The 25,795-nt window shown below is 46.2% G+C and carries 22 protein-coding genes and 1 riboswitch; of the genes, 9 read left to right on the top strand and 13 right to left on the bottom strand.

Going from position 1 to position 25,795, the window contains the following annotated elements; all coding sequences use genetic code 11:
- Positions 1–3: 3 nt before the first annotated feature.
- Together murA and L1D23_RS20200 are read left to right on the top strand one after the other, a co-directional pair.
- Positions 4–1,269 carry a UDP-N-acetylglucosamine 1-carboxyvinyltransferase gene (gene murA / locus L1D23_RS20205; RefSeq protein WP_239871092.1) on the top strand — a complete coding sequence of 422 codons (1,266 nt, stop codon included), beginning with the start codon at positions 4–6 and terminating at the stop codon, positions 1,267–1,269.
- Positions 1,270–1,381: 112 nt separating this feature from the next.
- A complete protein-coding gene (locus L1D23_RS20200; protein WP_239871057.1) occupies positions 1,382–2,122 on the top strand; it encodes a 1-acylglycerol-3-phosphate O-acyltransferase in 741 nt (246 codons plus the stop codon).
- A gap of 74 nt (positions 2,123–2,196) precedes the next feature.
- Here the strand turns inward: L1D23_RS20200 and yjgA are convergent, their stop codons facing one another.
- Positions 2,197–2,724 carry a ribosome biogenesis factor YjgA gene (yjgA, locus tag L1D23_RS20195; RefSeq protein ID WP_239871054.1) on the bottom strand — a complete coding sequence of 176 codons (528 nt, stop codon included), beginning with the start codon at positions 2,722–2,724 and terminating at the stop codon, positions 2,197–2,199.
- A 108-nt stretch (positions 2,725–2,832) separates the two neighbouring features.
- Here yjgA and pmbA point away from each other — a divergent pair, with 108 nt between their 5' ends.
- Positions 2,833–4,176 carry a metalloprotease PmbA gene (gene pmbA, locus L1D23_RS20190; RefSeq protein WP_239871051.1) on the top strand — a complete coding sequence of 448 codons (1,344 nt, stop codon included), beginning with the start codon at positions 2,833–2,835 and terminating at the stop codon, positions 4,174–4,176.
- 76 nt (positions 4,177–4,252) lie between these two features.
- Here pmbA and lysC read toward each other — a convergent pair whose 3' ends face one another.
- Positions 4,253–5,605, bottom strand: coding sequence for a lysine-sensitive aspartokinase 3 (gene lysC / locus L1D23_RS20185; RefSeq protein ID WP_239871049.1), 1,353 nt, complete (start codon positions 5,603–5,605; stop codon positions 4,253–4,255).
- 90 nt (positions 5,606–5,695) lie between these two features.
- Positions 5,696–5,873: riboswitch (Lysine riboswitch) on the bottom strand.
- Positions 5,874–6,092: 219 nt separating this feature from the next.
- Here lysC and L1D23_RS20180 point away from each other — a divergent pair.
- Positions 6,093–7,214: an alanine--glyoxylate aminotransferase family protein gene (locus L1D23_RS20180; RefSeq protein WP_239871046.1), complete on the top strand. Its 1,122-nt coding sequence runs from the start codon at positions 6,093–6,095 to the stop codon at positions 7,212–7,214.
- Between the two features lie 60 nt (positions 7,215–7,274).
- Here L1D23_RS20180 and arcA read toward each other — a convergent pair whose 3' ends face one another.
- Positions 7,275–8,495 carry an arginine deiminase gene (gene arcA / locus L1D23_RS20175; RefSeq protein WP_239838873.1) on the bottom strand — a complete coding sequence of 407 codons (1,221 nt, stop codon included), beginning with the start codon at positions 8,493–8,495 and terminating at the stop codon, positions 7,275–7,277.
- A gap of 565 nt (positions 8,496–9,060) precedes the next feature.
- On the opposite strand from arcA, the gene rraB reads away from it, so the two are divergent.
- Together rraB and L1D23_RS20165 are read left to right on the top strand one after the other, a co-directional pair.
- Positions 9,061–9,474, top strand: coding sequence for a ribonuclease E inhibitor RraB (gene rraB / locus L1D23_RS20170; protein ID WP_239838874.1), 414 nt, complete (start codon positions 9,061–9,063; stop codon positions 9,472–9,474).
- Between the two features lie 133 nt (positions 9,475–9,607).
- Positions 9,608–10,408: a hypothetical protein gene (locus L1D23_RS20165; RefSeq protein ID WP_239871043.1), complete on the top strand. Its 801-nt coding sequence runs from the start codon at positions 9,608–9,610 to the stop codon at positions 10,406–10,408.
- 4 nt (positions 10,409–10,412) lie between these two features.
- Here the strand turns inward: L1D23_RS20165 and L1D23_RS20160 are convergent, their stop codons facing one another.
- From L1D23_RS20160 to argR, 5 genes are all read right to left on the bottom strand, one after another.
- Entirely contained in the window at positions 10,413–10,805 is a 393-nt protein-coding gene (locus tag L1D23_RS20160; RefSeq protein WP_239871040.1) for a DUF2061 domain-containing protein, read from the bottom strand.
- A 144-nt stretch (positions 10,806–10,949) separates the two neighbouring features.
- Positions 10,950–11,387, bottom strand: coding sequence for a universal stress protein (locus tag L1D23_RS20155; protein ID WP_239871037.1), 438 nt, complete (start codon positions 11,385–11,387; stop codon positions 10,950–10,952).
- A gap of 129 nt (positions 11,388–11,516) precedes the next feature.
- On the bottom strand, positions 11,517–14,096 hold the full coding sequence (locus tag L1D23_RS20150) for a TRAP transporter permease (protein ID WP_239871034.1): 2,580 nt from the start codon (positions 14,094–14,096) through the stop codon (positions 11,517–11,519).
- A gap of 229 nt (positions 14,097–14,325) precedes the next feature.
- Entirely contained in the window at positions 14,326–15,294 is a 969-nt protein-coding gene (locus L1D23_RS20145; RefSeq protein ID WP_239838879.1) for a TAXI family TRAP transporter solute-binding subunit, read from the bottom strand.
- A 334-nt stretch (positions 15,295–15,628) separates the two neighbouring features.
- Positions 15,629–16,099 carry a transcriptional regulator ArgR gene (gene argR / locus L1D23_RS20140; RefSeq protein WP_239838880.1) on the bottom strand — a complete coding sequence of 157 codons (471 nt, stop codon included), beginning with the start codon at positions 16,097–16,099 and terminating at the stop codon, positions 15,629–15,631.
- Between the two features lie 330 nt (positions 16,100–16,429).
- Here argR and mdh point away from each other — a divergent pair, with 330 nt between their 5' ends.
- Both mdh and L1D23_RS20130 read left to right on the top strand, forming a co-directional pair.
- Positions 16,430–17,362 (top strand): malate dehydrogenase, encoded by a 933-nt coding sequence (gene mdh, locus L1D23_RS20135; protein WP_239871031.1) that lies wholly within the window; start codon positions 16,430–16,432, stop codon positions 17,360–17,362.
- Positions 17,363–17,463: 101 nt separating this feature from the next.
- Positions 17,464–17,628, top strand: coding sequence for a hypothetical protein (locus L1D23_RS20130; RefSeq protein ID WP_239838882.1), 165 nt, complete (start codon positions 17,464–17,466; stop codon positions 17,626–17,628).
- Between the two features lie 82 nt (positions 17,629–17,710).
- Here the strand turns inward: L1D23_RS20130 and L1D23_RS20125 are convergent, their stop codons facing one another.
- The 5 genes from L1D23_RS20125 to L1D23_RS20105 form a co-directional block, all read right to left on the bottom strand.
- Complete coding sequence (locus L1D23_RS20125) at positions 17,711–18,100, bottom strand: RidA family protein (RefSeq protein WP_004747250.1); 390 nt, start codon at positions 18,098–18,100, stop codon at positions 17,711–17,713.
- A 127-nt stretch (positions 18,101–18,227) separates the two neighbouring features.
- Positions 18,228–18,689, bottom strand: coding sequence for an aspartate carbamoyltransferase regulatory subunit (pyrI, locus tag L1D23_RS20120; RefSeq protein ID WP_239838883.1), 462 nt, complete (start codon positions 18,687–18,689; stop codon positions 18,228–18,230).
- Between the two features lie 14 nt (positions 18,690–18,703).
- Entirely contained in the window at positions 18,704–19,633 is a 930-nt protein-coding gene (pyrB, locus tag L1D23_RS20115) for an aspartate carbamoyltransferase (RefSeq protein WP_239871028.1), read from the bottom strand.
- Positions 19,634–19,879: 246 nt separating this feature from the next.
- Positions 19,880–20,884: an ornithine carbamoyltransferase gene (locus L1D23_RS20110; RefSeq protein WP_239871025.1), complete on the bottom strand. Its 1,005-nt coding sequence runs from the start codon at positions 20,882–20,884 to the stop codon at positions 19,880–19,882.
- 118 nt (positions 20,885–21,002) lie between these two features.
- Positions 21,003–22,379, bottom strand: a complete 1,377-nt coding sequence (locus L1D23_RS20105; protein WP_239838886.1) for a PhoH family protein — start codon at positions 22,377–22,379, stop codon at positions 21,003–21,005.
- A 472-nt stretch (positions 22,380–22,851) separates the two neighbouring features.
- On the opposite strand from L1D23_RS20105, the gene rapA reads away from it, so the two are divergent.
- Positions 22,852–25,761 (top strand): RNA polymerase-associated protein RapA, encoded by a 2,910-nt coding sequence (gene rapA / locus L1D23_RS20100; RefSeq protein ID WP_239871021.1) that lies wholly within the window; start codon positions 22,852–22,854, stop codon positions 25,759–25,761.
- Positions 25,762–25,795 lie beyond the last annotated feature (34 nt).

The following is a 25,795-nucleotide window of genomic DNA, read 5'->3' as shown; positions in this document are numbered from 1 at the left end:
ATGATGGATAAGTTTCGAGTAAAAGGGTCTAAGCAACCTCTGGTTGGCGAAGTCACGATCTCTGGTGCTAAAAATGCAGCACTGCCTATTCTTTTTGCATCAATCCTCGCGGAAGAGCCCGTCGAAGTGGCGAATGTTCCTCACTTGCGTGACATCGACACCACGATGGAATTATTGAAGCGTTTAGGGGCTAAAGTAGAGCGCAATGGTTCTGTGCATGTCGACCCAAGCAGTATCAATGAATACTGCGCACCATATGATTTGGTGAAAACAATGCGAGCATCTATCTGGGCTCTTGGTCCTCTCGTCGCACGTTTTGGTCAAGGTCAGGTTTCTTTACCTGGTGGTTGTGCGATTGGAGCTCGCCCTGTTGATCTGCACATTCATGGCCTAGAGCAGTTGGGCGCTACGATCACGCTAGAAGACGGTTATGTGAAAGCCAATGTTGATGGTCGCCTAAAAGGTGCGCATATCGTTATGGATAAGGTGAGTGTTGGTGCCACTATTACGATCATGTGTGCGGCTACCTTGGCTGAAGGGACGACGGTGCTCGACAATGCAGCCCGTGAGCCTGAAATTGTCGATACGGCGGAATTCCTGAATAAGCTTGGTGCTAAGATTTCTGGTGCCGGTACCGATACGATTAGTATTGAAGGGGTTGAACGCCTTGGTGGTGGTCAACATGCTGTTGTGGCTGATCGCATTGAGACGGGCACTTTCCTTGTCGCCGCTGCGGTATCTGGTGGTAAAGTCGTTTGTCGTAACACTAAAGCCCAACTGTTAGAAGCGGTATTGTCCAAGCTTGAAGAGGCTGGGGCGAAAGTCGAAACGGGTGAAGACTGGATTTCCGTTGACATGACAGATCGTGAGCTGAAAGCGGTGACAGTGCGTACGGCGCCACACCCAGGCTTTCCTACGGATATGCAGGCTCAGTTCACTCTGCTTAACTTGATGGCTAAAGGTGGCGGTGTTATTACCGAGACCATTTTTGAAAATCGCTTTATGCATGTACCTGAATTAATGCGTATGGGCGCTAAAGCTGAAATTGAAGGCAACACTGTGATTTGTGGTGATGTCGAAGAACTCAGCGGCGCGCAGGTGATGGCTACTGACTTACGTGCTTCTGCGAGCTTGGTGATCGCAGGTTGTATTGCAAACGGTGAGACGATTGTTGATCGTATTTATCACATCGATCGTGGCTACGATAAAATTGAAGATAAATTGTCGGCGCTTGGGGCCAATATAGAGCGTTTTCGTGACTCTCACTAACCTCAGCTAACATTTGTAAGCCGAAACGAGAGTTTCGGCTTTTTTATGGGCGCTAGATAAGTTAGAGTCATGGGCAAATTTTAATGACTATTTTGTTCTTGGAGAACAACCAATGATTGCACTACTACGTGTATTCGCTGTCGCGATTTTTGCAATTGTGATGTTTGTGTTCGGTTGTGGCTACTGTTTATTGAGCCCACGTAACCCGAAACATGTCTTCACCTTTGGACGCTTGTTCGGCAAGATGTCGCGTGTTTTCGGCATTACACTTGAGTTGCGTTTACCTGAAGACGCATACAAACGCGGACAGCATATTTATATTGCTAACCACCAGAACAATTGGGATTTGTTTACCGTTTCTTCTGCAGTGACGCCAAAAGTCGTCACGGTAGGTAAAAAGAGCTTAGCGTGGATGCCCCTGTTTGGTCAGCTTTACTGGCTGACAGGTAACATTCTGATTGATCGTGCTAACCGCTCTAAAGCGAAAGGGACGATTGATCAAGTTGTGGATAGTATGAATCAAAGTGACGTATCAGTCTGGATGTTTCCTGAAGGAACGCGCTCACGTGGACGTGGTTTACTGCCTTTTAAAACTGGGGCTTTCCATGCTGCGATTGGCGCTAAACTTCCGATTATTCCGATTGTGTGTAGTTCGACGGATGGATTGAAGCTCAATCGTTGGAACAACGGGCATGTCATTGTTGAGATGTTACCGCCAATTAGTACTGAAAGTTATGGAAAAGAAAATATCCGTGAGCTTGCGACGCTGTGCCGAGAGCAGATGAAAGACAAGCTGGAGTCGCTAGATAAGGAAGTTGCCATGCTCAATCAGCAAGCAGGTATCAAAGTCTAACCGAGCTAAAAATTGTTGAAATGGCCTCAGTCAACGTGTCTGAGGCCATTTTTCTTTTACTCTAAGGCTGGTTCTTAAAGTTCTTCGTCGTTAAGCTCTTTTAGCACTTGGAAGATTTCGCGAAATGCTTTAGCAGGTTTACCGGCTTTCTTTTCTTTCGCTGCTTGACGAGCTAACTGACGTAAACGCTGGCGATCCGCTTGTGGGTATAGCTCCATCACGTCTGCAATCGCCTCATCGCCTTGTTCAACGATTCGGTCACGCAACTGTTCTAGCTTGTGTAGTGCAGCGGTTGCTTGTGAGTGTTTATTACGTACCTTGTCCAGCGCAGCTTGAAGCGGCTCTGGATCTTCGAAGCGCATCAGCTTGCCAATATATTGCAACTGACGACGACGCGCTTCATTTTTAAAGCGTTGTGCGTCTTTAATTGCTTCTGCAAGATCTTCACTTAACGGGAATTTTTCTAACACCGAAGGTTTAAGACTGGCGAGTTCCTCACCCAGTTTTTGTAACTCTTCCATGTCACGTTTCATTTCGGTTTTACTTACCCAAATGATTTCTTCTTCTTCTTCCCATGGCGCTTTTTGATTTTTTCTGGCCATCTTTCTGCCTTAATTTGAACATCTATTTCTCTATTTTAACAAGAATCATGGGGAGAAAGCGAAATTCTTGTTATTCTAGGCATATCAGACCTTAAGCATGAAGAAGATATGGACGTAAGACAGCAAGTCGCTCAGCAACGTGTTGAGCTTGAGGCCGCCGTTGCGAAAGCACTGGAAATGGCCGCGGAAAAATCTGATGGCGCTGAAGTCGCGATCACCAAGACGACAGGCCTGAGTGTATCGACACGTATGTGCGAAGTGGAAAACGTTGAATTTAACAGCGATGGCGCTTTGGGGATTACCGTTTACCGTGGTCAGCGCAAAGGCAGTGCGTCTACCTCCGATCTCAGTGAAAAAGCCATTCAACAGACGGTGATGGCAGCACTTGATATTGCCAATTACACTTCAGAAGATCCATGCGCAGGCCCAGCTCCTAAAGAGCTGATGGTAAAAGAAATTCCTGATCTTGATTTGTTTCACCCTGATACGCCTGACCCCGATCATGCTGCAGAGATTGCGATTGCTGCTGAGCAAAAAGCGTTATCCTTCAGTGACAAAATCAAACAAAGCGATGGCGCCAGCTACGACAGCCACTATGGCTTGAAGGTCTATGGCAACAGCCACGGTTTGCTTGCTAGCTATGCCTCCAGCCGACACAGTACCAGCTGTTGTGTTATTGGGCAGGGTGAAAGTGGCGTAATGGAGCGTGACTACAGCTATACAGTAGCACGCCATAAAGATGACCTTTGGACACCTGAGTCAGTCGGCTTGAAAGCGGCGGAGAAAACCATCAGTCGTCTTGATGCGCAAAAGCTCAAGACAGGCAAATACCCTGTGATGTTCGCAGCCGATGTAGCAACGGGGTTACTTGGACACCTAGTGATGGCAATCAGTGGCGGTAACCTGTATCGCAAGTCGTCATTCTTACTTGATCATCTCGGTCAGCAGGTACTGCCAGACTGGTTTAATGTTTCTGAAAAACCTCATGTGCTACGCGGTTTAGCGTCGAGCCCATTTGATAGCGAAGGTGTTACAACACAAGATCGTGAAATCATTACCGACGGTGTGCTCGCGACATACCTATTAACCAGCTATGCCGCGCGTAAAATGGGTATGGCGCCAACGGGTCACGCTGGTGGTATTCATAACTGGTTCGTTCAATCGACGGGGAAAGACTTTGAGCAGATGCTTAAAGAACTGGGAACGGGCTTCCTTGTCACCGAAGTGATGGGGCAGGGCGTGAATATCGTCACCGGTGATTACTCACGAGGAGCGGCAGGCTTCTGGGTAGAGAATGGTCAAATCCAATATCCTGTTTCTGAAGTGACAATCGCCAGCAACCTGAAAGATATGTTTAATCAGATTGTCGCGGTTGGTAATGATGTTGAAACCCGCTCACAAATACAGACAGGTTCGATTCTGATTGAGTCGATGAAAGTAGCGGGTGAGTAGCAGCTGCTTTCCGTACTAATCTAACTTGAAAGGGTTGGCGTTTTAGCGCCAACCCTTTTTGTTCTCTGCTCTATTATTACTTCTCAAATAATTCAGTGTGCAGCTTCTGAATCGCTAGCTTTGCGTCTGACTCATCAACTAAGAAACACAGGTTGTGAGGGCTTGCGCCATAGCAGATCATTCTCAAGTTAAACTCTTCTAATGTTCCAAATACTTGTTTTGCATAACCTTTGCTCTCACTCATATTGTTGCCAATCAGCGCGACCAGACACAGGTTATGTTCTACTTCAACCGTACACAGCTCTTCCAGCTCAAGACGTGCAGCTTCAGGTAACTGAGGAGCACCACCAGATGTGTCGGTTTGGTCAAGCGTTAGACTGACACTGATCTCTGAAGTGGTAATCAAATCTACCGAAATCTTGTGCTTCGCCAGAATTTCAAACACCTTGGCCAGAAAGCCGTAAGCATGGAACATCTGCGCGCTGCGCAGCGTCACCATGGTCTGGTTACATCGTAAAGCCAGAGCACGGAAGAGAGGTGAGCTCTCGACTTGATGGCGAATCCAAGTACCACCTTTTTCAGGTTGTTTTGAGGAGCCGACAAAGACCGGAATATCATGGCGGAGAGCAGGGATTAGCGTCGAAGGGTGAAGGATCTTGGCGCCAAAATTAGCCATTTCGGAGGCTTCACTGAAGCTGATCTCTGAGATGGGTGATGCTTTTGGGGCAATACGTGGGTCAGTTGTATAAATGCCCGGCACATCGGTCCAAATCTCGAGTCCCTGAGCTTCAACCGCTTCTGCAATAAGTGCCGCACTGTAATCGCTGCCACCTCGACCCAGTGTCGTGGTATTGCCATCTGCATCGGCACCGATAAAGCCTTGAGTTACCACAACCTGTTGTTGGCATAACGGGATAAGCAATGCTTGCGCTTGTTGACGAATAGTGGCCAGTTCCGGTTCTGCTTTACCAAAATTATCATCTGTGCGTAGTACGTCACGAATATCAAAGCGTACCGCATTGATACCACGTTCCCTCATTAACTGGGCCAACAGGTGTGTAGACATCAGTTCACCACAGGCGACAAGGTGATCCGTCAGCTTAGTACTTGACTGAATCGAAGCAGCTTCTGCCAAACTTGTGACGGTATCTAGAATAGAGTAGACCTCGCTGGCTGCTTGAGTTGCATCTTCTAGTTGATTGAGTACCGCATCATGAATACTGGCGAGTTTGGTTAGAATCGCACTGCGCTCTGTCTGATCTTGAACTCCATTCGCGAGTTCGACTAATAAGTTTGTCACGCCTGAACAGGCACTGCTGACGACTAACTTTGTGTTTGGGTTCTGCTCAATGATCGCAGCACAGCGACTCATGGCTTCAAAGTTAGCGACACTGGTTCCACCAAATTTAGCAACGTTAAAATTGCCCACGGCATTTCTCCCACAACTTCCTGAAAGTAAATTAGTAATCCTTGCTTGAAGAGAGAATGAGCGTATTGAGAGGTTTTATTGTGTAAGGTTTACCTCAGAAGCTCTTCATCAGACGGAGCTGATGACAGTTGATGGGAGTCAACCCAAGTCAACCGACAGATCAAAACCACAATGTTGATCTACCTCGGCACTACTCCCCCTCAGTGATTTGTATCGGAGTTGTGGCTCCACAAAACACCTACCTGGGTAGTGCTCCTCTTCTGCAAAATGCATGTATATGGCGGCATAAAAATTCACCATATATTCTGCATTGAACGTTTTTATGTGACCTTTGTCAATGGGAAATTGGTTCTTTCTTCCCCTTGTGAATTAACAAACTTGTGACAGTGGTTTGACCTGAGCTCTTATGGTCAATTGCCGCATGTAGTGATTTGTTTTAATGTAAAGACAAATCAATAAAGAGCAGATCAGTTTCAAGGAGCGAACAATGACTATTCAAAGCTTTATCCCCCCTCATCGTATTCTTATGGGCCCAGGCCCTTCGGATATTTCTCCTCAAGTTCTACAGGCTTTGAGTCGTCCAACAGTGGGCCACCTTGACCCGCTATTTATCAAGATGATGGATGAGTTAAAACAGCTACTTAAGTACGCCTTTCAGACTGAAAATGAATTCACTATTGCGGTTTCTGCACCGGGCAGTGCAGGTATGGAAACCTGTTTTGTTAACCTGATTGAACCGGGTGAGAAGGTAATCGTTTGTCGCAATGGCGTATTTGGCGAGCGTATGCGCGAAAATGTAGTTCGAGCGGGCGGTGTTGCTGTGGTGGTTGATGATGAGTGGGGCACTCCTGTCTCGGTCGATAAAGTTGAGCAAGCACTGAAAGAGAATCCAGATGCGAAGATCCTGTCATTCGTTCACGCAGAAACATCGACAGGCGCATGCAGCGATGCTGAAGCACTAGGTAAACTTGCAAAAGCGCACGGTGTGCTAACAATAGTTGATGCCGTGACTTCTTTAGGTGGTGTACCGCTTAAAGTCGATGAATGGCAGCTAGATGCGGTGTATTCAGGCAGCCAGAAATGTCTATCTTGTGTCCCTGGCTTATCACCAGTGACCTTTTCTCCTCTTGCCATTGAAAAGATTCAGGCACGTAAAACGCCTGTCCAGAGTTGGTTCTTAGATCAGAGTTTAGTGCTGGGCTATTGGAGTGGGGAAGGCAAGCGTAGTTACCATCATACAGCGCCAGTAAATAGTCTGTATGCGCTGCATGAGTCTCTATTAATCCTTAAGAATGAAGGATTAGAGAATGCTTGGCAGCGTCATAGTGATATGCATGAAAAGCTGAAGTTGGGTCTCGAAAAGTTAGGTTTTGAGTTCGTTGTAGAAGCAGAATCACGTTTGCCTCAGCTCAATGCGGTCTACATTCCTCAAGGCGTCGATGATGCAGGGGTTCGCAACCATTTACTGGAAAACTACAATCTCGAAATTGGTGCAGGTTTGGGGGCATTAGCGGGTAAGGCATGGCGTATCGGTATTATGGGCTACGCTGCCCGAGCTGAAAATGTTGCACTCTGTTTGAGAGCGCTGGAAGAGTCATTAACGCAGTAACTGCTTAAACAATAAAAGGGTTGATTTTTTGACATCAACCCTTTTTAGTTTCTCTCGGCTCTAAATATCGTCACGCTCAATCGGGCAGCTCATACAACGAGCACCACCGCGACCGCGGCCAAGTTCATTACCCGGAATGGTCAGAACTTCGATACCTGCTTTGTCGTACTTCTCGTTGGTGTAAACGTTACGCTCATAACCGATAACCACGCCAGGCTTAACCGTCAAGACGTTATTCGCATCGTTCCACTGCTCTCGCTCAGCTTCGTAGTTGTCACCGCCAGTTGTGATGATCTTTAGGTAATCAACCCCCAGCGCTTCTTCGATAGCATGCGTATAGCTAGGTACCTGCTCTACCTTCATCTCATTGTCACCTTTCGGCGTCAGACGCCAAGTATCCAAATCTTTACGCATGATCTCTGGATAAACCGAGAAAGTGTCCACATCCATGTGCGTCATGACGGTATCTAAGTGCATGCATGAACGGTGCTTGGGCAGGTCAATGGCAATAACTTCTTTCGCCTGACCGTTTTTGAACAGGTTGGCTGCGAGGTTTTCTACACCTTGCGCTGTAGTACGCTCAGACATTCCCACTAGGACTGCACCTTTACCGATCACCAGTACGTCTCCACCTTCGATATTGGCATTGTCATAGTGTAGATCTTCATCACCAAAGTATTTGATGAAGTCTTGTCCTGCAAAGACTGGGTGCCAGCGATAAATAGCACGTAAGTGGTTGGTTTCACGCTGACGAGCGGGTTTCATCATAGGATTGAGTGACACACCTCCGTAGACCCAACATGAAGTGTCTCGGGTGAAAAGATGATTGGGCAGAGGTTCAATCACAAAGTCTAGCGGTCGATGCATTCTTGGTAGCATCGAAGAGGATTGGATTGGTAATTCCGAATATGCTAAACCGCCGAGTAACACAGTTGCTAGGTGCTCATTATCCATATCAGACAGATAATGGCGAAGATCACGAGCGAATGTCGGACCATAACGGAAATCAGAAATTTGCGTATCAAGCAGCCACTCTTTAGCTTCTTTTACAGCTAAAGTTTCGACTAATAGATCGTGAAGAAGCAGAACTTCGACACCTTGATTTGTCAGTGTTTGTGCAAACTGATCATGTTCTTCACCTGCAGCTTCGACAGCAAGAACATCGTCAAACAGTAGCTCATGGCAGTTTGAAGGGGTAAGGTGGGTTAGTGCTCGTTCTGGTCGAGCTAACAATACACGTCTTAACTGACCTACTTCTGAGCCTACGTACAACTTACTCATTTTGCATCCTTACAATAATATCCAGTGCGTATTTATGACAAGGTTGTTATCAAGATGCAAGTGATAATGTTGGTTTCAATAACTGCTTTTTATTATTTTTGTGGTTTTTAATTTTATTAACTCGTTTATTTTTGTGGTTTTTATCTAAAGGGATGGGGTGGATTAGATAAGCGTACCAATGCGTTACTATGCGCCTTATGACATTGATGAACTTGAGAGAAAAAAACACAATTCAGCATAGCTATTCACAACTACGATATAACTTGGTTTGAAGATATATTTCTATGCAGTTACTGCCATTCTGAAGATATGCAGAGATGAAAAATAAAAACTCAATCTTTCAGGTTGTCGCTAGGCAGTCAGCGCGGCAGATAATTCTGAATCTCTCCGATGATAAAAAAATGTTAACTTTTCCATCTTGTGAACTTGATCATTTGCGATCTTTAATCTGTTTACCACTTAAGGTGAGGATCTTCATGGATTGCGGCTAGTAATTTCACTGGATCCATGCGATATTCCGTTGCGGTAAATTACGATCAATGTTGTCACTATCTGGAGCTGACTTATGTCTCATGAAGACGAATATCTATCTGTTGAAGAATTAATTGAGATTCAAAAGGAAGAGACTCGCGATATCATTCAAGCCTTGCGTGAAGATGGTAGTGATCCAGATGCATTGTATGAAATTGAGCACCACCTGTTTGCTGAAGACTTCGATACACTGGAAAAAGCCGTGGTAGAGGCATTCAAGATGGGCTTTGAAGTATTAGAAGCTGAAGAAACAGAAGATGAAGACGGTAATAAATTGTTGTGCTGCGACGCAACGATGGAATCGGCACTTGATGCTGAGGCGATTGATGCTCAAGTAGAGAAGCTGATTCACCTTGCTGAGAAATACGACATCATCTATGACGGCTGGGGCACTTACTATGAAGGTGAAGATGCCTTATACCCTGAAGAAGACGGAGATGACGAGTAATTTCTCGTCATAAGAAAAAACCAGCGTGAGGCTGGTTTTTTTGTACCTAAATTCGAGAGTACTTAGGTATCTTTCACTATATTGATTCTTTATAATCACCCAAACTTGATCTAGCGCAATTTATAAGGGAAACATGCAGCTATCACTCGCAGGTTTATGGCAAATTTCGCCGTTAACGAATTTCTCGATTCCTCAGGATGACATCACTTTTCCCGCTCCATTAAGCGCTAAACTCCCAGACCTTCTTTCGGAAGCTGCCATTGCAGAGCAGGAGTGGCACTTGATGCATGATATTGAGGTTGATGAAGCCATGATGGCTTTCCCCGCTGTGGATTTGGTGTTGGGAGGAGTGGATTATCATGCGGAAGTTCGACTCAATGGCGTCGCGCTGTTTGATTGTGATGGCTCGCAAGCCGAATATAAGAAAGATATTCGACCTTATATGCAGCTTGGTCGGAATCGGTTTGAGATATTATTTCTCGAAGAGGAAGAGGGACTGTTATTTGAGGAAGACAGTTTAGAACTTTGCCCTTTAGGGGCACAAACCTACCAGAAGTTTGATGCTCGAATGGGGATTTGGAAAGAGCCTTATTTACAGTTTATTCGCCACGTACGGCTCGAGCATGTTGTGACTGAGCAGATATGGCACCATGGGGGAGGCTGTGAATTTATGGTAGATCTGCACTACAAAACTTATGCGTCTGGGTTGGTTTCTGCATCCGTGAAATTTAATGGTATGACGTATCATATCCCCATTGATGTGAGAAATGATCATGTCAGCGCCTTATTTCAGGTAGAAGCTCCGATTTATTTCAACGCAAGCCAACCTGATCCCGAAGAGCTTTATCAATTGGAAGTTATGCTCGATGGCCAATGCCAAAAATTTAATATTGGCCTGAGTGAAGACCTCTGCGTGACGCATTTTCCAATTTAGTCTTTCAAGCGCGGGTTATGTGCTGTGAAAACAGAGAAGTTTGTCTGTGCTGCCAGACTCGCTCATGGAAGTAATAGGCAAGCGTGTTAATACTTGGTTCTATCGTTGCCATGACTCCTCCGACTAACCAGCTCCCTGTTAAAAGATAAGCCACACTGAAGGCAACGCTGAAGTGTACAACAGCAAAGCTGGTGGTCTTCAGTGTGGTAGCACTCTGATGTTTTTTTAAGCGAGGTGAGGTGTGCCAGACTTGTTCATGAAAATAAAACGCAACAGTATTCACCAAAGGCTCGATCATGGCAATTAAACTGCCGATCAAGATATTCCCCGTCAATAGATACGCGACAGTGAACGCGATAGTGAAATGAAGAGTGGCAAAAGTGAGTGTCTTTTTCATGATGTGATCCAGTCTTTGGTGTTGATAGGATCATTATTAATAATTATTTTCATTAAATGAACTCGATTGAAACTATAATATCAATCGTTAATAACTATTAAAAAAGGCGCTCAATTGAGCGCCTTTTGTCTTTATTCAGTTAACTTAGCCGTGCGGTTTGACCACTAAAACATTGATGGGGGAGTTCTGAACCACTTTACTGGCGACGGAACCTAATACTACCTTATCCAGTTTAGAACGCTTATGGCTTGGCATCACAATCAGGTCTGCACCGAGCTTTTCCGCGTAGTCGAGAATCGTGGCGTACGCTTTGCCTTCAGCTACATGTGTTTTATAAACGACTTCTTCTGGAATATGCTGGACTGCGAACTGTTTCAGCTGGTTTTCAACGTCATTTTTCATTTTTGTTGCGGCATCCTTTGGAAAATAGGTCGCAACCATAGACATGTGAATACCTGGTAATACGTTCAGAAGATGAACTTGAGCCTTGGAGTACTTGGCATGCCAGACAGCCAGTTCAAGTGCTTTATCAGAAAAACCTTTGTCGTTCAGATCGACAGGAACAAGAATTTGCTTATACATCGATAGCTCTCTTTTTAAGCTTAGCCTCCAACGAGGCCAAGTCATTGCATCCTTAGTAGATACCAAATCCACTAATGTGTTTGGTATAAGTGTAGCCCCACTTCCCTCAGTGGAGTGAGGCTGACTAAGTTACGCGCTCAATTGTTCCTTTCGAGCTCGTCTCTGCTGGTTCATGCCCAGGCCAATAAGGAGTAGCAGTGCTGGTACGAAAACCCACTCTTTCATTGGTCGATCGGCGTCAACGACAACAGAGCGAATTTCCCAGTCGAAATCAACACCAGCAGCTTCTGCAGGGCTGCCAAATTCGACCATGTCGACTAACATACGGCCGTTGGCGTTATTGAGCATTAGCCCCATCGACGCAATACGATCCTCCGCTGATTTCGCACTGTCATCGAATGGCAGACGAACTGTTTTCGAGATGAAATCACCTTCAAGATTTTCACCGGCAACGAGAAGCTCAATGTCCTGACCAACAGGCAGCTGTTCAGTGATTTGCGCGATCTCTGTACCTGGGTGAAGTACTTTGGCTGGATAAATTTGATCCCACCAGAAGCCTGGGCGGAAGAAAGTAAAGGTCAGAGCTAAGAGTAGGACGGTTTCCCACCACTTGTTCTTAGTAAACCACCAGCCTTGCGTCGCAGCAGAGAATATCAGCATTGCGATGACGGAAGATATGATCGTGAGCAACAAATGCCACCAACTATCAATACCCATCAAAAGAAGTTGAGTGTTGAAGATGAACATAAATGGCAAGATTGCAGTACGAATATCGTAGGTGAAGCCTTGAATACCCGTGCGAATGGGATCTGATTTCGCGATGGCCGCCGCTGCGAAGGCAGCCAAACCAACTGGAGGTGTATCATCCGCAAGGATGCCGAAATAGAACACAAACAAGTGAACGGCAATCAGTGGGATGATCAAACCGCTTTGTGCACCAAGGGTAACGATAACTGGTGCCATCAAGGTCGATACCACGATGTAGTTTGCGGTCGTCGGCAGGCCCATACCGAGGATCAGACTGATCACTGCGGTAAACAGAAGCATCAGGATAATGTTACCGCCGGAAATGAACTCAACGAAATCCGTCATCACGAGACCGATACCTGTGAGTGTGACAACACCAACAACTGTGCCCGCTGCAGCGGTAGCAACACCGATACCAATCATGTTACGAGCACCAGACACTAAACTCTCAAGCAAGTCGATAAAGCCTTCTTTGGTCTGTTCGGCAATAGCACCTTGCTTAGACAGTACGGCCATGAGAGGACGTTGAGTAATCAGGATAAAGATCATGAATACCGTTGCCCAAAAGGCTGATAGACCTGGAGAGAAACGTTCAACTGTCAGACACCACACCAGTACCACGATTGGAAGTAGGTAGTGCAAGCCAGATTTTATCGTTGGACCCGGATCTGGTACTTCAGTGAGCTCAGCATCAATCTCAATGGCGCCTTCTTTGGCGTATCTAGCCGAGACGCTGACCAGACCGATGTAAGAGAGCAGCAATGCCACGGTGACGATAGGGGTGGCGGCATCACCGAACACGTCTTTCGTCCAGCCAACACCGTAATAAACGGCAGCGCTAATTACACATAGGCCAAGAATCGTGCCTGTGAAAGATAGCAAGCTAGCCAGCAATGTTGGGTTGTGGCGGCGAGGAAGACCAGTCATGCCTGCTTTACATGCTTCTAGGTGAACGATGTAAATCAGTGCGATGTAAGAAATCAGAGCAGGAAGGATCGCCGCTTTGATGACTTCGACGTAAGAGATTCCAACGTACTCGACCATAAGGAATGCCGCAGCACCCATGATTGGTGGTGTTAGCTGACCATTGGTTGAAGCGGCGACTTCTACCGCACCGGCTTTCGTTCCTGGGAAGCCAACACGCTTCATCAATGGGATAGTAAAAGTCCCCGTCGTTACGACGTTGGCAATAGAAGAGCCAGAAACTAAGCCTGAAAGGCCTGAAGCGACAACCGCTGCTTTTGCTGGGCCGCCTTTCATGTGACCGAGTAAAGAGAAAGCGACTTTAATGAAATAAGCGCCAGCGCCTGCACGTTCTAGCATTGCGCCGAAGAGTACAAACAGGAAAACGAATGAGGTTGAAACTCCCAGAGCAACACCAAACACACCTTCGGTCGTTAACCACAGGTGAGACATCGCTTTGTTCAGGCTGGCCCCTTTGTGAGCAATCACGTCTGGCATGTATGGGCCGCCAAACGTATACAGTAAGAATACGGCTGCTACGACCATCAATGGTGGACCTAGTGCACGACGAGTTGCTTCGAGGAGTAATACCATACCAGTCACAGCAACAACAATATCTAATGTTGTGGGAGCGCCGGAACGACCAGCCAGCTCAGTGTAGAAGATATAGATATACGCAGCGGAGAAGCTACCTGCTAAGGCTAATAACCAGTCCAAAGCGGGAATTTTATCACGAGGAGAGCTCTTGAGAGCGGGGTAGGCTGTAAACGCCAAGAACACGGCAAACATCAAATGTATTGAGCGTGCTTCCGTATCGTTGAGTACGCCAAAGTCAAAAATGAACGGCAGAGGGGATGCGTACCAAAGTTGGAACAGTGACCAACATAGTGGCACAAACCATAAGATACGTCCTGGGATCCCCAGTGGAGCACGGGCACCGGTATCGGCTTGAGCTACCATTTCTTGCACATCTTGAGACGGAGATGTTGTCTTCGACATGTACTTAATCCTTATTATAAATGGCCTTGTCTTTTATGATTGTCAGAACCTGACTTTGCATCTTTCAGTTTAGTGAAAAGATGAAATATTGCTCAGTTGTAAGTTTTTGATATATAGAAACAAAGAGGAGTTTCAAAAATGTGAAACTCCAAAATAATTATGATTTGGCTCAATACCTTAGAGCTTAATGTACCAAGGAGGGAGAGCCTCCTTGGTGAATAAAGAGAGGTTACTTAAGTAGACCTATTTCTTTGTAGTATTTCTCTGCACCTGGATGTAGAGGGATAGAAAGACCGGCTTTCACCATGTCTTCTTTCTTAAGGTTTGCAAAAGCAGGATGCAGACGCTTGAAGGTATCGAAGTTTTCAAATACAGATTTCGCCACATTGTAAGCAACTTCATCAGAAACGTTTGTTGTGGTTACCATAGTAGCAGCAACACCGAAGCTATTTACGTCTTTATCTGTACCGCGGTACATACCAGCAGGTACTGTGCTGAATGCGTAGTAAGGGTTGTCACCAACAATCTTGTCAATCTTAGGACCTGTCGCTGAAACTAACTTCGCATCACAAGATGTTGTGGCTTCTTTGATTGAACCGTTTGGATGGCCTACCACATAGACGAACGCATCGATTTTGTTGTCACATAGAGCTTGAGAACGCTCAGAACCTTTCAGTTCAGAAGCCAGTTTAAAGCTGTCGTTAGTCCAGCCCATTGCTTCCATGACAACACCCATAGTTGCACGGTCACCTGAACCCGGGTTACCGATGTTAACGCGCTTACCTTTTAGGTCAGAGACATTTTCGATACCAGAGTCAGCTCGAGCGATGATGTTGAATGGTTCAGTGTGTAGAGAGAACATTGCTCGCAGTTCTTTGTACGGGCCTTGTTCAGCAAACTTACTTGTACCATTGTAGCCGTGGTACTGCCAGTCAGACTGAACGATGCCGAAATCCAGTTCGCCAGCACGGATAGTGTTGACGTTGTAGATTGAACCACCAGTCGACTCTACTGAACAACGAATGTTGTGGTCTTTACGGCCTTTGTTAACTAGCTTACAAATTGCACCACCAGTTGGGTAGTAAACACCTGTTACAGACCCGGTACCAATCGTGATGAACTCTTGAGCGTTAACCGCACCAGCACCCATTACAGCAGCTGCAATAGCACCAACTTTAATCAGTTTGTTCAATGCCATGAATTTCCCTTCCTTTATTCATTATTAACCCCATAGCAAGTGTAGTCGCTATGGGAGTTTCCTCTTATGGAAACGGCATCTTTTTCAATCCATATGTTGAAAAAGTGGCTGAATAATACCAAAAAATTGGCACATAATTACACGATTGTTAAAGAATGTAGCGGATTTGGCTGGTTTTTGAGCGAAAATTTAACCTAAGTTAGCAGGTTAAACCATTTGCTAATCAAGGATTTAGCTTAGTGTGTGTTTAGGTAAGGAGATTTATTCAAGATGTGATTTGAGTCACAGGAAAAATACTCTCGAGTGACTCATAAAATAGGCTTATATCTGAAACTTATCCAGTATATTCAAACAGTTCGCAAACCGAATTGAACAGCTGTTCTGTGGTCATACTGAGAGTTGGAGTGATAAAGATAGTGTCATCTCCTGCTACGACACCTAATATGCCTTCTGATTTTCCTAGGGAGTCCAGTAAGCGCGCGATCAATTGTGCAGCCCCCGGCCCAGTATGAATAACCACTAAGGCATTATTATGATCGATATCCAGCACCAGTTCTCGCAGTGAGCTTGATACAGTGGGCACCCCTAACTCTGCCGGTAAACAGTAAACCATTTCCATTTTGGCGTTACGGGTACGTACTGCGCCAAACTTGGTCAGCATGCGGGAAACTTTGGACTGGTTGATGTTTTCGAAGCCTTCATTTTTCAGAGCCTCAACAATATCCCCTTGGGAGCCAAAACGTTCCTCTTTGAGTAGCGCTTTAAAAGCACGGACGAGGTTATCTTGTTTTTCTGAATGACGCATGGTTCTCTTTCAACCGTTGTTTTTATAAAAATCAAGTGAATATTCTCGCATAGCTATGCACATAGTGCCAATGCTATGCCAAATTCTGTCTATCGTGTCACTGTAAATGGATGTGTAAGGTGGCATTTTAAAGTTACTTAACTCTTTGTCATTAAAGGTAAATGTAAGGATAATAAACACTTGTGTGTAGCACGTTGTTACTGAGTTGCGCAAGGTCGCAAAGCTGACGTTAATTGATTGTAATCAGTATGTGATTGCTATAGCTTTGGACAGCGTTGATTTCAAATCACCCCAAGACTTATAAAGAGATTCATCTCAAGGAGAACTACGATGAAAGTAGCCGTTATTGGTGCCGCTGGAGGCATCGGTCAAGCCCTAGCCCTTTTACTAAAAAACCGTCTTCCTGCTGGTTCAGATTTAGCACTTTACGACATCGCTCCGGTTACTCCGGGTGTTGCTGCTGATCTAAGCCACATCCCAACGCCTGTATCAATCAAAGGTTATGCGGGCGAAGATCCAACGCCAGCACTTGAAGGTGCGGATGTTGTTCTTATTTCTGCGGGTGTTGCACGTAAGCCTGGTATGGATCGTGCGGACCTATTTAACGTCAACGCTGGTATCGTTAAGTCTCTTGCTGAGAAAATCGCTCACGTTTGCCCTAAAGCGATGATTGGTATTATCACTAACCCAGTCAACACAACCGTGCCAATTGCGGCAGAAGTTCTTAAGAAAGCGGGTGTTTACGATAAGCGTCGTCTATTTGGTGTTACCACTTTGGATGTGATTCGTTCTGAAACGTTCGTTGCAGATCTAAAAGACAAAGATCCAGGCGAAGTGCGTGTACCGGTTATCGGTGGTCACTCTGGTGTGACGATTCTTCCTCTTCTTTCTCAAGTGGAAGGTGTTGAGTTTACGTCTGAAGAAGTCGAAGCTCTGACCAAGCGTATCCAGAATGCGGGTACCGAAGTGGTAGAAGCAAAAGCGGGTGGTGGTAGTGCGACTCTATCTATGGGCCAAGCTGCATGTCGATTTGGCCTTGCTCTAGTGAAAGCACTTCAAGGTGAAGATGTGGTGGAATACGCTTATGTCGAAGGTGATGGCGAGCATGCACCGTTCTTCGCGCAGCCAGTGAAACTAGGCAAAGATGGCGTTGAAGAAATCTTAAGCTACGGTGAGCTAAGCGCATTCGAAAAGTCAGCGCTTGATGGCATGTTAGAAACACTGAACGGTGACATTCAAACGGGTGTTGATTTCGTTAAGTAAATCCTAGATGAGTAGTGTACATAAAGCCGACGTTGAGTCGGCTTTTTTGATCCTTTTTCCCTTAGATAGGGTAAACCTATGATGAGGTTAAGGAGACGATTATGGACATTACTGAAATCGAAAAAGGTATGTTGGTGGAGTGTAAGCAAGGTGTTGGGGTAATCTTGGTTATTGATGCCAAGACCAATGCCGTGCTTATCGAAGAGCGTGAATCCCATCAACAGTTTGCGGCTGATATTAGTGAACTAACGGGTAATCCACAATGATACATCGGTTGTCATAAAGGCCACTTATTTACCATGTTCAAAAAAGCGAGCTATGTGCTCGCTTCCTTTTGTCACTGGTCGATTATTTACGGACAGCAATCGCTTCAATCTCGATACCCACATCTTTAGGTAGACGAGCCACTTCCACACATGAACGTGCTGGGTAGTTTGCTACGTTATGCTCATCAAAGAATTTACCGTAAACCTCGTTGACTGTGCCGAAGTCATTGAGGTCTTTTACGAAAACCGTCATTTTAACGATGTCAGTCACAGACAGACCTGATGCTTCAACCACCGCTTTGACGTTATCTAGAGATTGACGAGCTTGCTCTGCGATATCTGCCGACACTTCACCTGTTGCAGGGTTTACTGGGATCTGACCTGAAGTCAGTACCATGTTACCTAGGTCTACACCTTGTACATATGGGCCAATAGCAGCAGGAGCGGATTCTGTATGAAGTACTTTAGTCATTATTATGTTCCATCTGTTGAGGGTTAACGTAATTAAGGGAAGTCAGTGTGCCGTGAAAGCAGAGCGGCGTAAAGAAAAATCCCTGCTATCAGAGAGCAGGGATTGATAATTTATGATTAAGCGACGATTAACGTTCAGTAACGATTTCTCGTGAGAAGACCTTCTCACAATACTTACATTTTAATCGCACGTTATCTTTTTTCTCGAACACTTTAAAGCTGGTTTCTACAGGTTCATCGTGGGTAATGCAGTTACTGTTTGGGCATTCAAACACGTTGTTGATCTGTTCTGGTAAATCCAGTGCCAGTTTCTTCACAACCTCGTAGTTTTCAATTTGGTTAACCGTGGCATGCGGTGCGTATAAGGCCAGCTTGCTTGCCTGCTCCTCACTAATAAAAATATTTTCAATCTTAAGCAGGTCTTTGTGGCCGAGTGCTGAAGACGGCAAATTGAGGCCAACAGTCACGCGCTGCTCTGACTTATCCATTGAAAAGAGCTTGAGAACTTTAATACCAATCTGAGCTGGGATGTGGTCAATAACGGTGCCGTTTTTGATTGCTTCAACCTGCAATTGAGTTTCTTTAGCCATGATGATTCTCCCGATTACAGTGATTGGTTTAAAACAAGGGCAAGTAAGGCTTCACGCGCATAGACGCCATTTTCAGCCTGTTCAAAGTAATAGGCGTGTGGCGTTTTATCGACATCAACAGTGATTTCATCCACGCGAGGCAGCGGGTGTAGCACTTTTAGGTTGTCGCGTGCACCTTCCAGCAGCGCTGCAGTAAGGATGTAGGCGGATTTGATGTGCGCGTATTCCGACTCATCAAAGCGCTCTTTCTGAACTCGAGTCATATACAGCACGTCCAGCTCAGGGATGACGGTTTCCATATCTGTGTGCATGCTGTATTCAATGCCAGCTTCATCCAGTTCTTCGCAAATGTAATCTGGCATCGCGAGTGCCTCTGGAGCGATGAAGTAGAAGCGAACATTGTGAAACTTCGCCAGAGCCTGCGTTAGAGAGTGAACGGTACGGCCGTATTTCAGATCACCAACAAAGGCAACGTTGAGGTTATCAAGACGGCCTTGTGTTTCAGCAATTGAGAACAGGTCGAGCAGAGTTTGGGTTGGGTGTTGGTTGGCTCCGTCACCCGCGTTGATGACAGGTACACCATTGGAGAATTCAGAAGCTAATCGTGCAGCGCCTTCCTGTGGATGACGCATAACAAATGCATCGACATAAGAAGAGATAACCTGAACCGAGTCCGATAAGGTTTCTCCTTTCTTGGCTAGCGAAGTGTTACCGCCATTATCAAAACCAATCACGCTGCCACCGACACGCTGGATAGCGGTTTCAAAAGACAGACGAGTACGGGTAGAAGGCTCAAAGAAGCAGCTGGCGATCACCTTGTTCTTGATCAGCTCAGGATTAGGCTCTGCTTTGAGTTGACCTGCGGTTTTGACAATCAGTTCCAGCTCTTCACGAGAAAGCTCAGGAATTGAGATAATGTGCTTGTTATAAAGCGTGTTCGTCATAATCATCGTCCCATCTGCGATTTAGGCAATAAAAAAGCCTCCCAATAGGGAGGCTTTAAAAATCGGTGGAAATAGTAAAAAGACCAGCCAGTAAGCGTTTTGGCTTACCTAATGTAAATCGTTTTGTAGAACACGTTTTACGTGGCATTTGGTCACTACCTCCAGACAAATTGCGAGCATTATACGCTGAAGATTTGTTAACGCAAGCGATTACATCGAAGCTTTATGGTGCAATTTTTGTTGGTGTTATGAACCGAGTGTTGCGACCATCACAGCTTTAATCGTGTGCATGCGGTTCTCTGCTTCGTCAAACACAATTGAGTGGTCAGACTCGAACACTTCTTCAGTAACTTCCAGCCCATTCATTCCGTATTTGTCGGCTACTTCTTTGCCTATGGTGGTTTCATCATTATGAAATGCCGGTAAGCAATGCATGAACTTGACTTGCGGGTTACCGGTTTTATCTAGGGTGTCCATATTGACTTGATAAGGCTTCATTTGAGCAACTCGCTCATCCCAAGCCTCTGGAGCTTCACCCATCGAAACCCACACGTCAGTATAAAGGAAGTCGCAATCTTTAACGCCTTCATCAACGCTTTCAGTCAGCGTGATTTTTGCCCCTGTTTGTAGAGCAATCAGTTGGCAGTTTGCCACCAGTTCCTCTTCTGGCCAGAAAGCTTTAGGGGCGACGAGGCGAATATCCATGCCCATTTTGGCGGCTCCCACCAATAGAGAGTTACCCATGTTGTTGCGTGCATCGCCTAAGTAAGCAAACTTGATTTCATGGAGCAGCTTACCGCGACCGTGTTCAAGCATGGTGAGAAAATCGGCTAGTATTTGAGTGGGGTGAAATTCGTCGGTCAAACCGTTCCAAACAGGTACACCAGCGTATTGCCCCAGTTCTTCTACGATTTCTTGGCCGAACCCTCGATATTCAATGCCGTCATACATTCTGCCTAATACACGCGCGGTGTCCTTCATCGACTCTTTATGACCAATCTGTGAACCAGATGGGCCGATGTAAGAAACCTGTGCGCCTTGATCGAAAGCGGCTACTTCAAATGCGCACCGGGTGCGAGTAGAGGCTTTTTCAAAGATCAGGGCGATGTTTTTACCAACGAGCTTTTTCTGTTCTGTGCCCGCGTATTTTGCCTTCTTAAGATCCGCAGATAGATTGAGTAAAAACTGGATCTCTTTTGGGGTGAAATCGAGAAGCTTGAGGAAATTTCGGTTACGTAGATTGAAAGCCATGCTTCAGTCCTTCATTGCTCATTATTTTAATAGGACTAGTTAAACATAGTTATGTGATGTTTGTGAATAATTATTTTTTAAATATGGCGGGATATAAATAATATCCCGCTTTTTGTGATTATAAATTCTCTTCTGCAAACTCGGCCAGACGGCTGCGCACGACGCCATTTAGGTGGACATTAGCGCTGCCTTCGAAGTTCTTGAAGCGTTCAACCATGTAGGTTAACCCTGAGGTAACAGGGGTGAGGTAGTGGGAGTCAATCTGCGCCAGGTTACCCGAGCAGACTATCTTAGTACCTTCACCACAGCGAGTAATGATGGTTTTGATTTGCGAAGCAGTCAGGTTCTGACACTCATCCAGCAACACAAACGCGTTTTGGATTGATCGGCCACGCATAAAGTTTATCGACTTAAACTGTATATTGGCTTTGTCGCAGATGTACTTCAATGAGCCTTCGGTACAGTGGTCGTGCTTATGTAGCGCTTCCAGTGTGTCCGTTACCGCCGCTAACCAAGGCAGCATTTTTTCCTCCTCACTGCCAGGCAAGAAGCCAATCGATTCGCCGATATCTGGTGTATTACGAGTGACGATGATCTTGTCGAACATGCCGTGTTCAATGGTTTGCTCCAAAGCGGACGCCATAGCAAGTAGCGTTTTACCACTGCCCGCAGCCCCGGTGAGAATCACCAAATCAATATCAGGATCGAGTAAGGCATCTAACGCCATGCCCTGATAAATGTTCTTTGGTGTGATGTCCCACGCTCGGCGATGCATCATACGCTCGCGGCTGAGATCTTTGAGTGTCACTTTTTCCGGGGTTATTTCTTCCACTCGCCCTGCAAAGTCACTTTCTTCATCAATGACATACTGATTGATGTAGGTCGGCTCAAAAGGTTCTCGGTCTAGAGTGTGGAAGGTGTGACCGCCAAGGTTCTTACTCTCGACTTCTTCGATATTACTCCAGAAGTCGCCTTCGATTTGTTGGAAGCCTTTAGTTAGGTACTGAACATCATCAATCAATTGGTCTGTTCGGTAGTCTTCAACGAAGCGAACGCCAGCGCCCTTGGCACGCAAGCGCATATTAATATCTTTGGTGATCAGAACCACTTCACGTGGTGCGCGTTTGTTTTGCAGATAAAGCACCGCATTAAGAATGCGATTATCGCCAGCCTTGTCTGCAAAAGCCTTAATGGTTTCTTGCAGCTCAAAATCGGCGAGAATAGAGATATGTCCGGTGTTTTCTTTATCGCGGTTAATCGGAATGCCTTCAGAGATTTCATCTGGTGTGGCGTCTTTGAACATGGCTTCCATTGCGCGGATGGCCACTCGGGCATCGCGGGCAACGTCGCGCTTACTGTCTTTGATTCGGTCGAGCTCTTCGAGGACGGTCATTGGAATGACCACGTCGTGTTCTTGAAAGGAATAGATGGCTAAAGGTTCATGAAGAAGGATGTTGGTGTCTAGGACAAAAAGTTTCCGATCCGTGTCACCCATAAGCGTCTCCTTGCCGTGATGCGGCTTGTTTGCCATTCACAATCGCTTGTGATTATGGCCTACCTGCGGTTGCTTGTAGCCTATCGCTAAGTCGCTCAGAGATCGCTGTCGGTTAGCTGATACGCTACAAACCCGTGTTGATCGTCATCCGAATAATGCATCTCTCGTGCCAGTCGAAAAATTGACGCGATAGCCTGCATTCTCATCTGTGAGTATAAGTCAGATTCCCAACTCTCTTTTTTAGATGTGCCACTCTTTTCTTACACTTTGATGTCATGCAAAAGATGAAGAAAAATTTGTTGTTTTTTGAGGCGTTTGTGCGTGACCAATATCACAGCTTCGAGTAATATGAGCGACCTTTTTGACGTGACGGCTGGCCATTCGTTTCCCCGTCAGCTGCCTTTCAAGTCACGTAAGAACAACTAAGATAAATAGACCCATTTTTGAATTAAACAGGTGAGGTAGTCGATTCATGACATTTGCTTTGGGCCAGCGTTGGATCAGCGATACGGAAAGCGATTTAGGTTTAGGGACGGTTGTAGCATTGGATGCTCGCACTGTGACGCTGATGTTTGCAGCGTCGGAAGAGAACCGAGTGTACGCTTGCAATGATGCACCGGTTACCCGAGTCACCTTTAATGCTGGCGATGTTGTTGACAGTCAGCAAGGCTGGTCACTTAAAATTGAGCAAGTGGTCGAGGACCAAGGTCTGTTTGCCTACATAGGCACTCGCGAAGACAGCGGAGAGCAAGAGGTGATGCTGCGCGAAATCATGCTCAGTAACCAAATTCGCTTTAACAAGCCGCAAGATAAACTGTTCGCCGGTCAGATTGATCGCATGGACAACTTTGTGCTCCGTTACCGTGCACTAATCAACCAATACGAGCAGCACAAAAGCCCGATGCGTGGCTTGTGTGGTATGCGTGCTGGTTTGATTCCTCACCAGCTATACATTGCTCATGAAGTTGGTCGTCGCCATGCGCCTCGCGTTTTGTTAGCCGATGAAGTTGGTCTAGGCAAAACCATTGAAGCTGGGATGATCATTCATCAGCAGGTGTTGGCGGGCCGAGCGGAACGTATCTTGATTGTGGTACCGGAAACGTTGCAGCATCAATGGTTGGTCGAGATGATGCGACGCTTCAATCTGCATTTCTCTATTTTTGATGAAGAGCGCTGTATTGAGGCGTTTGCTGATTCAGATAACCCGTTTGATACCCAGCAATATGTACTGTGTTCACTGGACTTCCTACGCAAGAGCCGTAAGCGTTTTGAGCAAGCACTTGAAGGCGAGTGGGATTTGCTGGTTGTCGATGAGGCGCACCACCTAGAATGGAGCCCAGAGCAGCCAAGTCGTGAATATCAGGTGATTGAAGGGTTAGCTGAGCGCACACCTGGGGTACTTCTTCTGACCGCAACCCCAGAGCAATTAGGACGTGAGAGTCACTTTGCCCGCTTACGTTTGCTCGATTCAGACCGCTTCTATGACTACCAAGCATTTGTTGAAGAAGAAGAGCAATACGCGCCAGTAGCGGATTCAGTGAGCGCGTTGTTCTCTGGTCAACAGCTTGAGAATGACGCCAAAAATCAGATTACCGAATTGTTGTCCGAGCAGGATGTTGAGCCTCTGTTCCGCATTATTGAAAGCGATAGCGAAGAAGAAGCCAAAGCTGCAGCTCGTCAGGAACTGATCGACAACCTGATGGACCGTCATGGTACTGGTCGTGTGTTGTTCCGTAACACCCGAGCAGCGATCAAAGGCTTCCCGGTACGTAACGTTAATCTGCTACCAATGCCGATCCCTCAGCAGTACACGACGTCTATGCGTGTATCGGGCATGATTGGTGGCAAAATTAGCCCTGAAGCACGTGCGCTGAAAAATCTTTACCCAGAAGAAATCTTCCAAGAGTTTGAAGGCGATGATGCCAGCTGGTGGCAATTTGACTCACGTGTCAATTGGCTGATTGAGAAGATCAAACAAAAGCGCAGTGACAAGATTTTGGTTATTGCTTCTCGTGCCAGCACTGCGTTGCAGCTAGAGCAGGCACTGCGTGAACGTGAAGGTATCCGTGCCACCGTGTTCCACGAAGGTATGTCGATTCTGGAACGCGATAAAGCGGCCGCTTACTTTGCGCAGGAAGAGGGTGGTGCTCAGGTCCTTATCTGTAGTGAAATTGGCTCAGAAGGTCGTAACTTCCAGTTTGCAAACCAACTGGTGATGTTCGATTTGCCGTTCAACCCCGACTTACTTGAGCAGCGTATTGGTCGCCTTGACCGTATTGGTCAGAGTCGTGATATTGATATTCACGTTCCTTATCTGGAGCAAACGTCACAGGCAATTCTGGCGCGTTGGTTCGATGAAGGTCTAAATGCGTTTGCTGAAACTTGCCCGACAGGTCGCGCGGTGTATGACAAGTTCTCTGATCGTTTGATTGAAATGCTGGCTTCGGGTGACGTGACCGAACTCGATGATGTGATTAGCGAATCGGCTGCGATGAATAAAGAGCTCAAATCTCAACTTGAGCAAGGGCGAGACCGCTTACTGGAAATGCATTCCAATGGTGGCGAAAAAGCTCAGCAGATCGTCGATAAGATTGCGGCCACCGATGGTGATACCAATTTAGTGACGTTTGCGTTGAGTCTGTTTGATACCATTGGTCTTAATCAGGACGACAAAGGGGAAAATGCCTTGGTGGTGACGCCATCTGAACACATGATGGTACCAAGTTATCCTGGTCTGCCTTATGAAGGTGCGACGATCACCTTTGATCGTGAAACAGCCTTGTCTCGTGAAGACATGAACTTCATCAGTTGGGAGCACCCGATGATTCAGGGTGGTATCGACCTATTGATGAGTGAAGGCGTTGGTGCAACGGCAGTCTCTTTGCTGAAGAACAAAGCGTTGCCAGTAGGCACCATGCTGCTTGAGTTGGTATATAAAGTCGATGCGCAGGCGCCAAAGCGTAGTGGTATCAGTCGTTTCCTACCTGCAACGCCGATTCGCCTTATGATAGACGGCAAAGGTAATGACTTATCTCAGCAAGTAGAATTTGAAAGCTTTAACCGCCAACTTAGCCCGGTAGGTCGTCATATGGCGACCAAACTGGTGTCATCAGTTCAGGCTCAGGTCCATCAAATGATCACCGCAGGTGAAGCGTTGATCGTCGAAAAAGTCGAAGCCGTACGTGCAGAGGCGCAGCAGGAAATGCAGGCGAGCTTGAATGCGGAGTTGGAACGACTACAAGCTTTGAAAGCGGTAAACCCAAACATTCGTGATGAGGAGCTGGCCGCGATTGAAGAGCAAATTAAAGAGCTCAATGGCTACATTGCTCAAGCTCAGTACCAGCTAGATTCACTACGTATGATTGTTGTGTCCCATAATTGATTTTACGCAACTTGCAGTAAAAGGCCTTCATTTG

The organism is Vibrio sp. Isolate24 (assembly GCF_022398215.1).
GTDB lineage: Bacteria > Pseudomonadota > Gammaproteobacteria > Enterobacterales > Vibrionaceae > Vibrio > Vibrio coralliilyticus_A.
This window is presented reverse-complemented; position numbering and strand designations above follow the sequence as displayed.

What these genes read in the sequence shown, in the direction of transcription:
- murA (WP_239871092.1), top strand. Translation starts at nt 4, where the DNA reads ATGGATAAGTTTCGAGTAAAAGGGTCTAAGCAACCTCTGGTTGGCGAA.
- L1D23_RS20105 (WP_239838886.1), bottom strand. Translation starts at nt 22,379, where the DNA reads ATGGGTGACACGGATCGGAAACTTTTTGTCCTAGACACCAACATCCTT.
- L1D23_RS20160 (WP_239871040.1), bottom strand. Translation starts at nt 10,805, where the DNA reads ATGAAAAAGACACTCACTTTTGCCACTCTTCATTTCACTATCGCGTTC.
- L1D23_RS20155 (WP_239871037.1), bottom strand. Translation starts at nt 11,387, where the DNA reads ATGTATAAGCAAATTCTTGTTCCTGTCGATCTGAACGACAAAGGTTTT.
- arcA (WP_239838873.1), bottom strand. Translation starts at nt 8,495, where the DNA reads ATGAGTAAGTTGTACGTAGGCTCAGAAGTAGGTCAGTTAAGACGTGTA.
- pyrI (WP_239838883.1), bottom strand. Translation starts at nt 18,689, where the DNA reads ATGGCTAAAGAAACTCAATTGCAGGTTGAAGCAATCAAAAACGGCACC.
- L1D23_RS20130 (WP_239838882.1), top strand. Translation starts at nt 17,464, where the DNA reads ATGGACATTACTGAAATCGAAAAAGGTATGTTGGTGGAGTGTAAGCAA.
- pmbA (WP_239871051.1), top strand. Translation starts at nt 2,833, where the DNA reads ATGGACGTAAGACAGCAAGTCGCTCAGCAACGTGTTGAGCTTGAGGCC.
- L1D23_RS20180 (WP_239871046.1), top strand. Translation starts at nt 6,093, where the DNA reads ATGACTATTCAAAGCTTTATCCCCCCTCATCGTATTCTTATGGGCCCA.
- L1D23_RS20150 (WP_239871034.1), bottom strand. Translation starts at nt 14,096, where the DNA reads ATGTCGAAGACAACATCTCCGTCTCAAGATGTGCAAGAAATGGTAGCT.
- rraB (WP_239838874.1), top strand. Translation starts at nt 9,061, where the DNA reads ATGTCTCATGAAGACGAATATCTATCTGTTGAAGAATTAATTGAGATT.
- yjgA (WP_239871054.1), bottom strand. Translation starts at nt 2,724, where the DNA reads ATGGCCAGAAAAAATCAAAAAGCGCCATGGGAAGAAGAAGAAGAAATC.
- L1D23_RS20165 (WP_239871043.1), top strand. Translation starts at nt 9,608, where the DNA reads ATGCAGCTATCACTCGCAGGTTTATGGCAAATTTCGCCGTTAACGAAT.
- pyrB (WP_239871028.1), bottom strand. Translation starts at nt 19,633, where the DNA reads ATGACGAACACGCTTTATAACAAGCACATTATCTCAATTCCTGAGCTT.
- L1D23_RS20145 (WP_239838879.1), bottom strand. Translation starts at nt 15,294, where the DNA reads ATGGCATTGAACAAACTGATTAAAGTTGGTGCTATTGCAGCTGCTGTA.
- L1D23_RS20110 (WP_239871025.1), bottom strand. Translation starts at nt 20,884, where the DNA reads ATGGCTTTCAATCTACGTAACCGAAATTTCCTCAAGCTTCTCGATTTC.
- mdh (WP_239871031.1), top strand. Translation starts at nt 16,430, where the DNA reads ATGAAAGTAGCCGTTATTGGTGCCGCTGGAGGCATCGGTCAAGCCCTA.
- L1D23_RS20200 (WP_239871057.1), top strand. Translation starts at nt 1,382, where the DNA reads ATGATTGCACTACTACGTGTATTCGCTGTCGCGATTTTTGCAATTGTG.
- L1D23_RS20125 (WP_004747250.1), bottom strand. Translation starts at nt 18,100, where the DNA reads ATGACTAAAGTACTTCATACAGAATCCGCTCCTGCTGCTATTGGCCCA.
- rapA (WP_239871021.1), top strand. Translation starts at nt 22,852, where the DNA reads ATGACATTTGCTTTGGGCCAGCGTTGGATCAGCGATACGGAAAGCGAT.
- argR (WP_239838880.1), bottom strand. Translation starts at nt 16,099, where the DNA reads ATGCGTCATTCAGAAAAACAAGATAACCTCGTCCGTGCTTTTAAAGCG.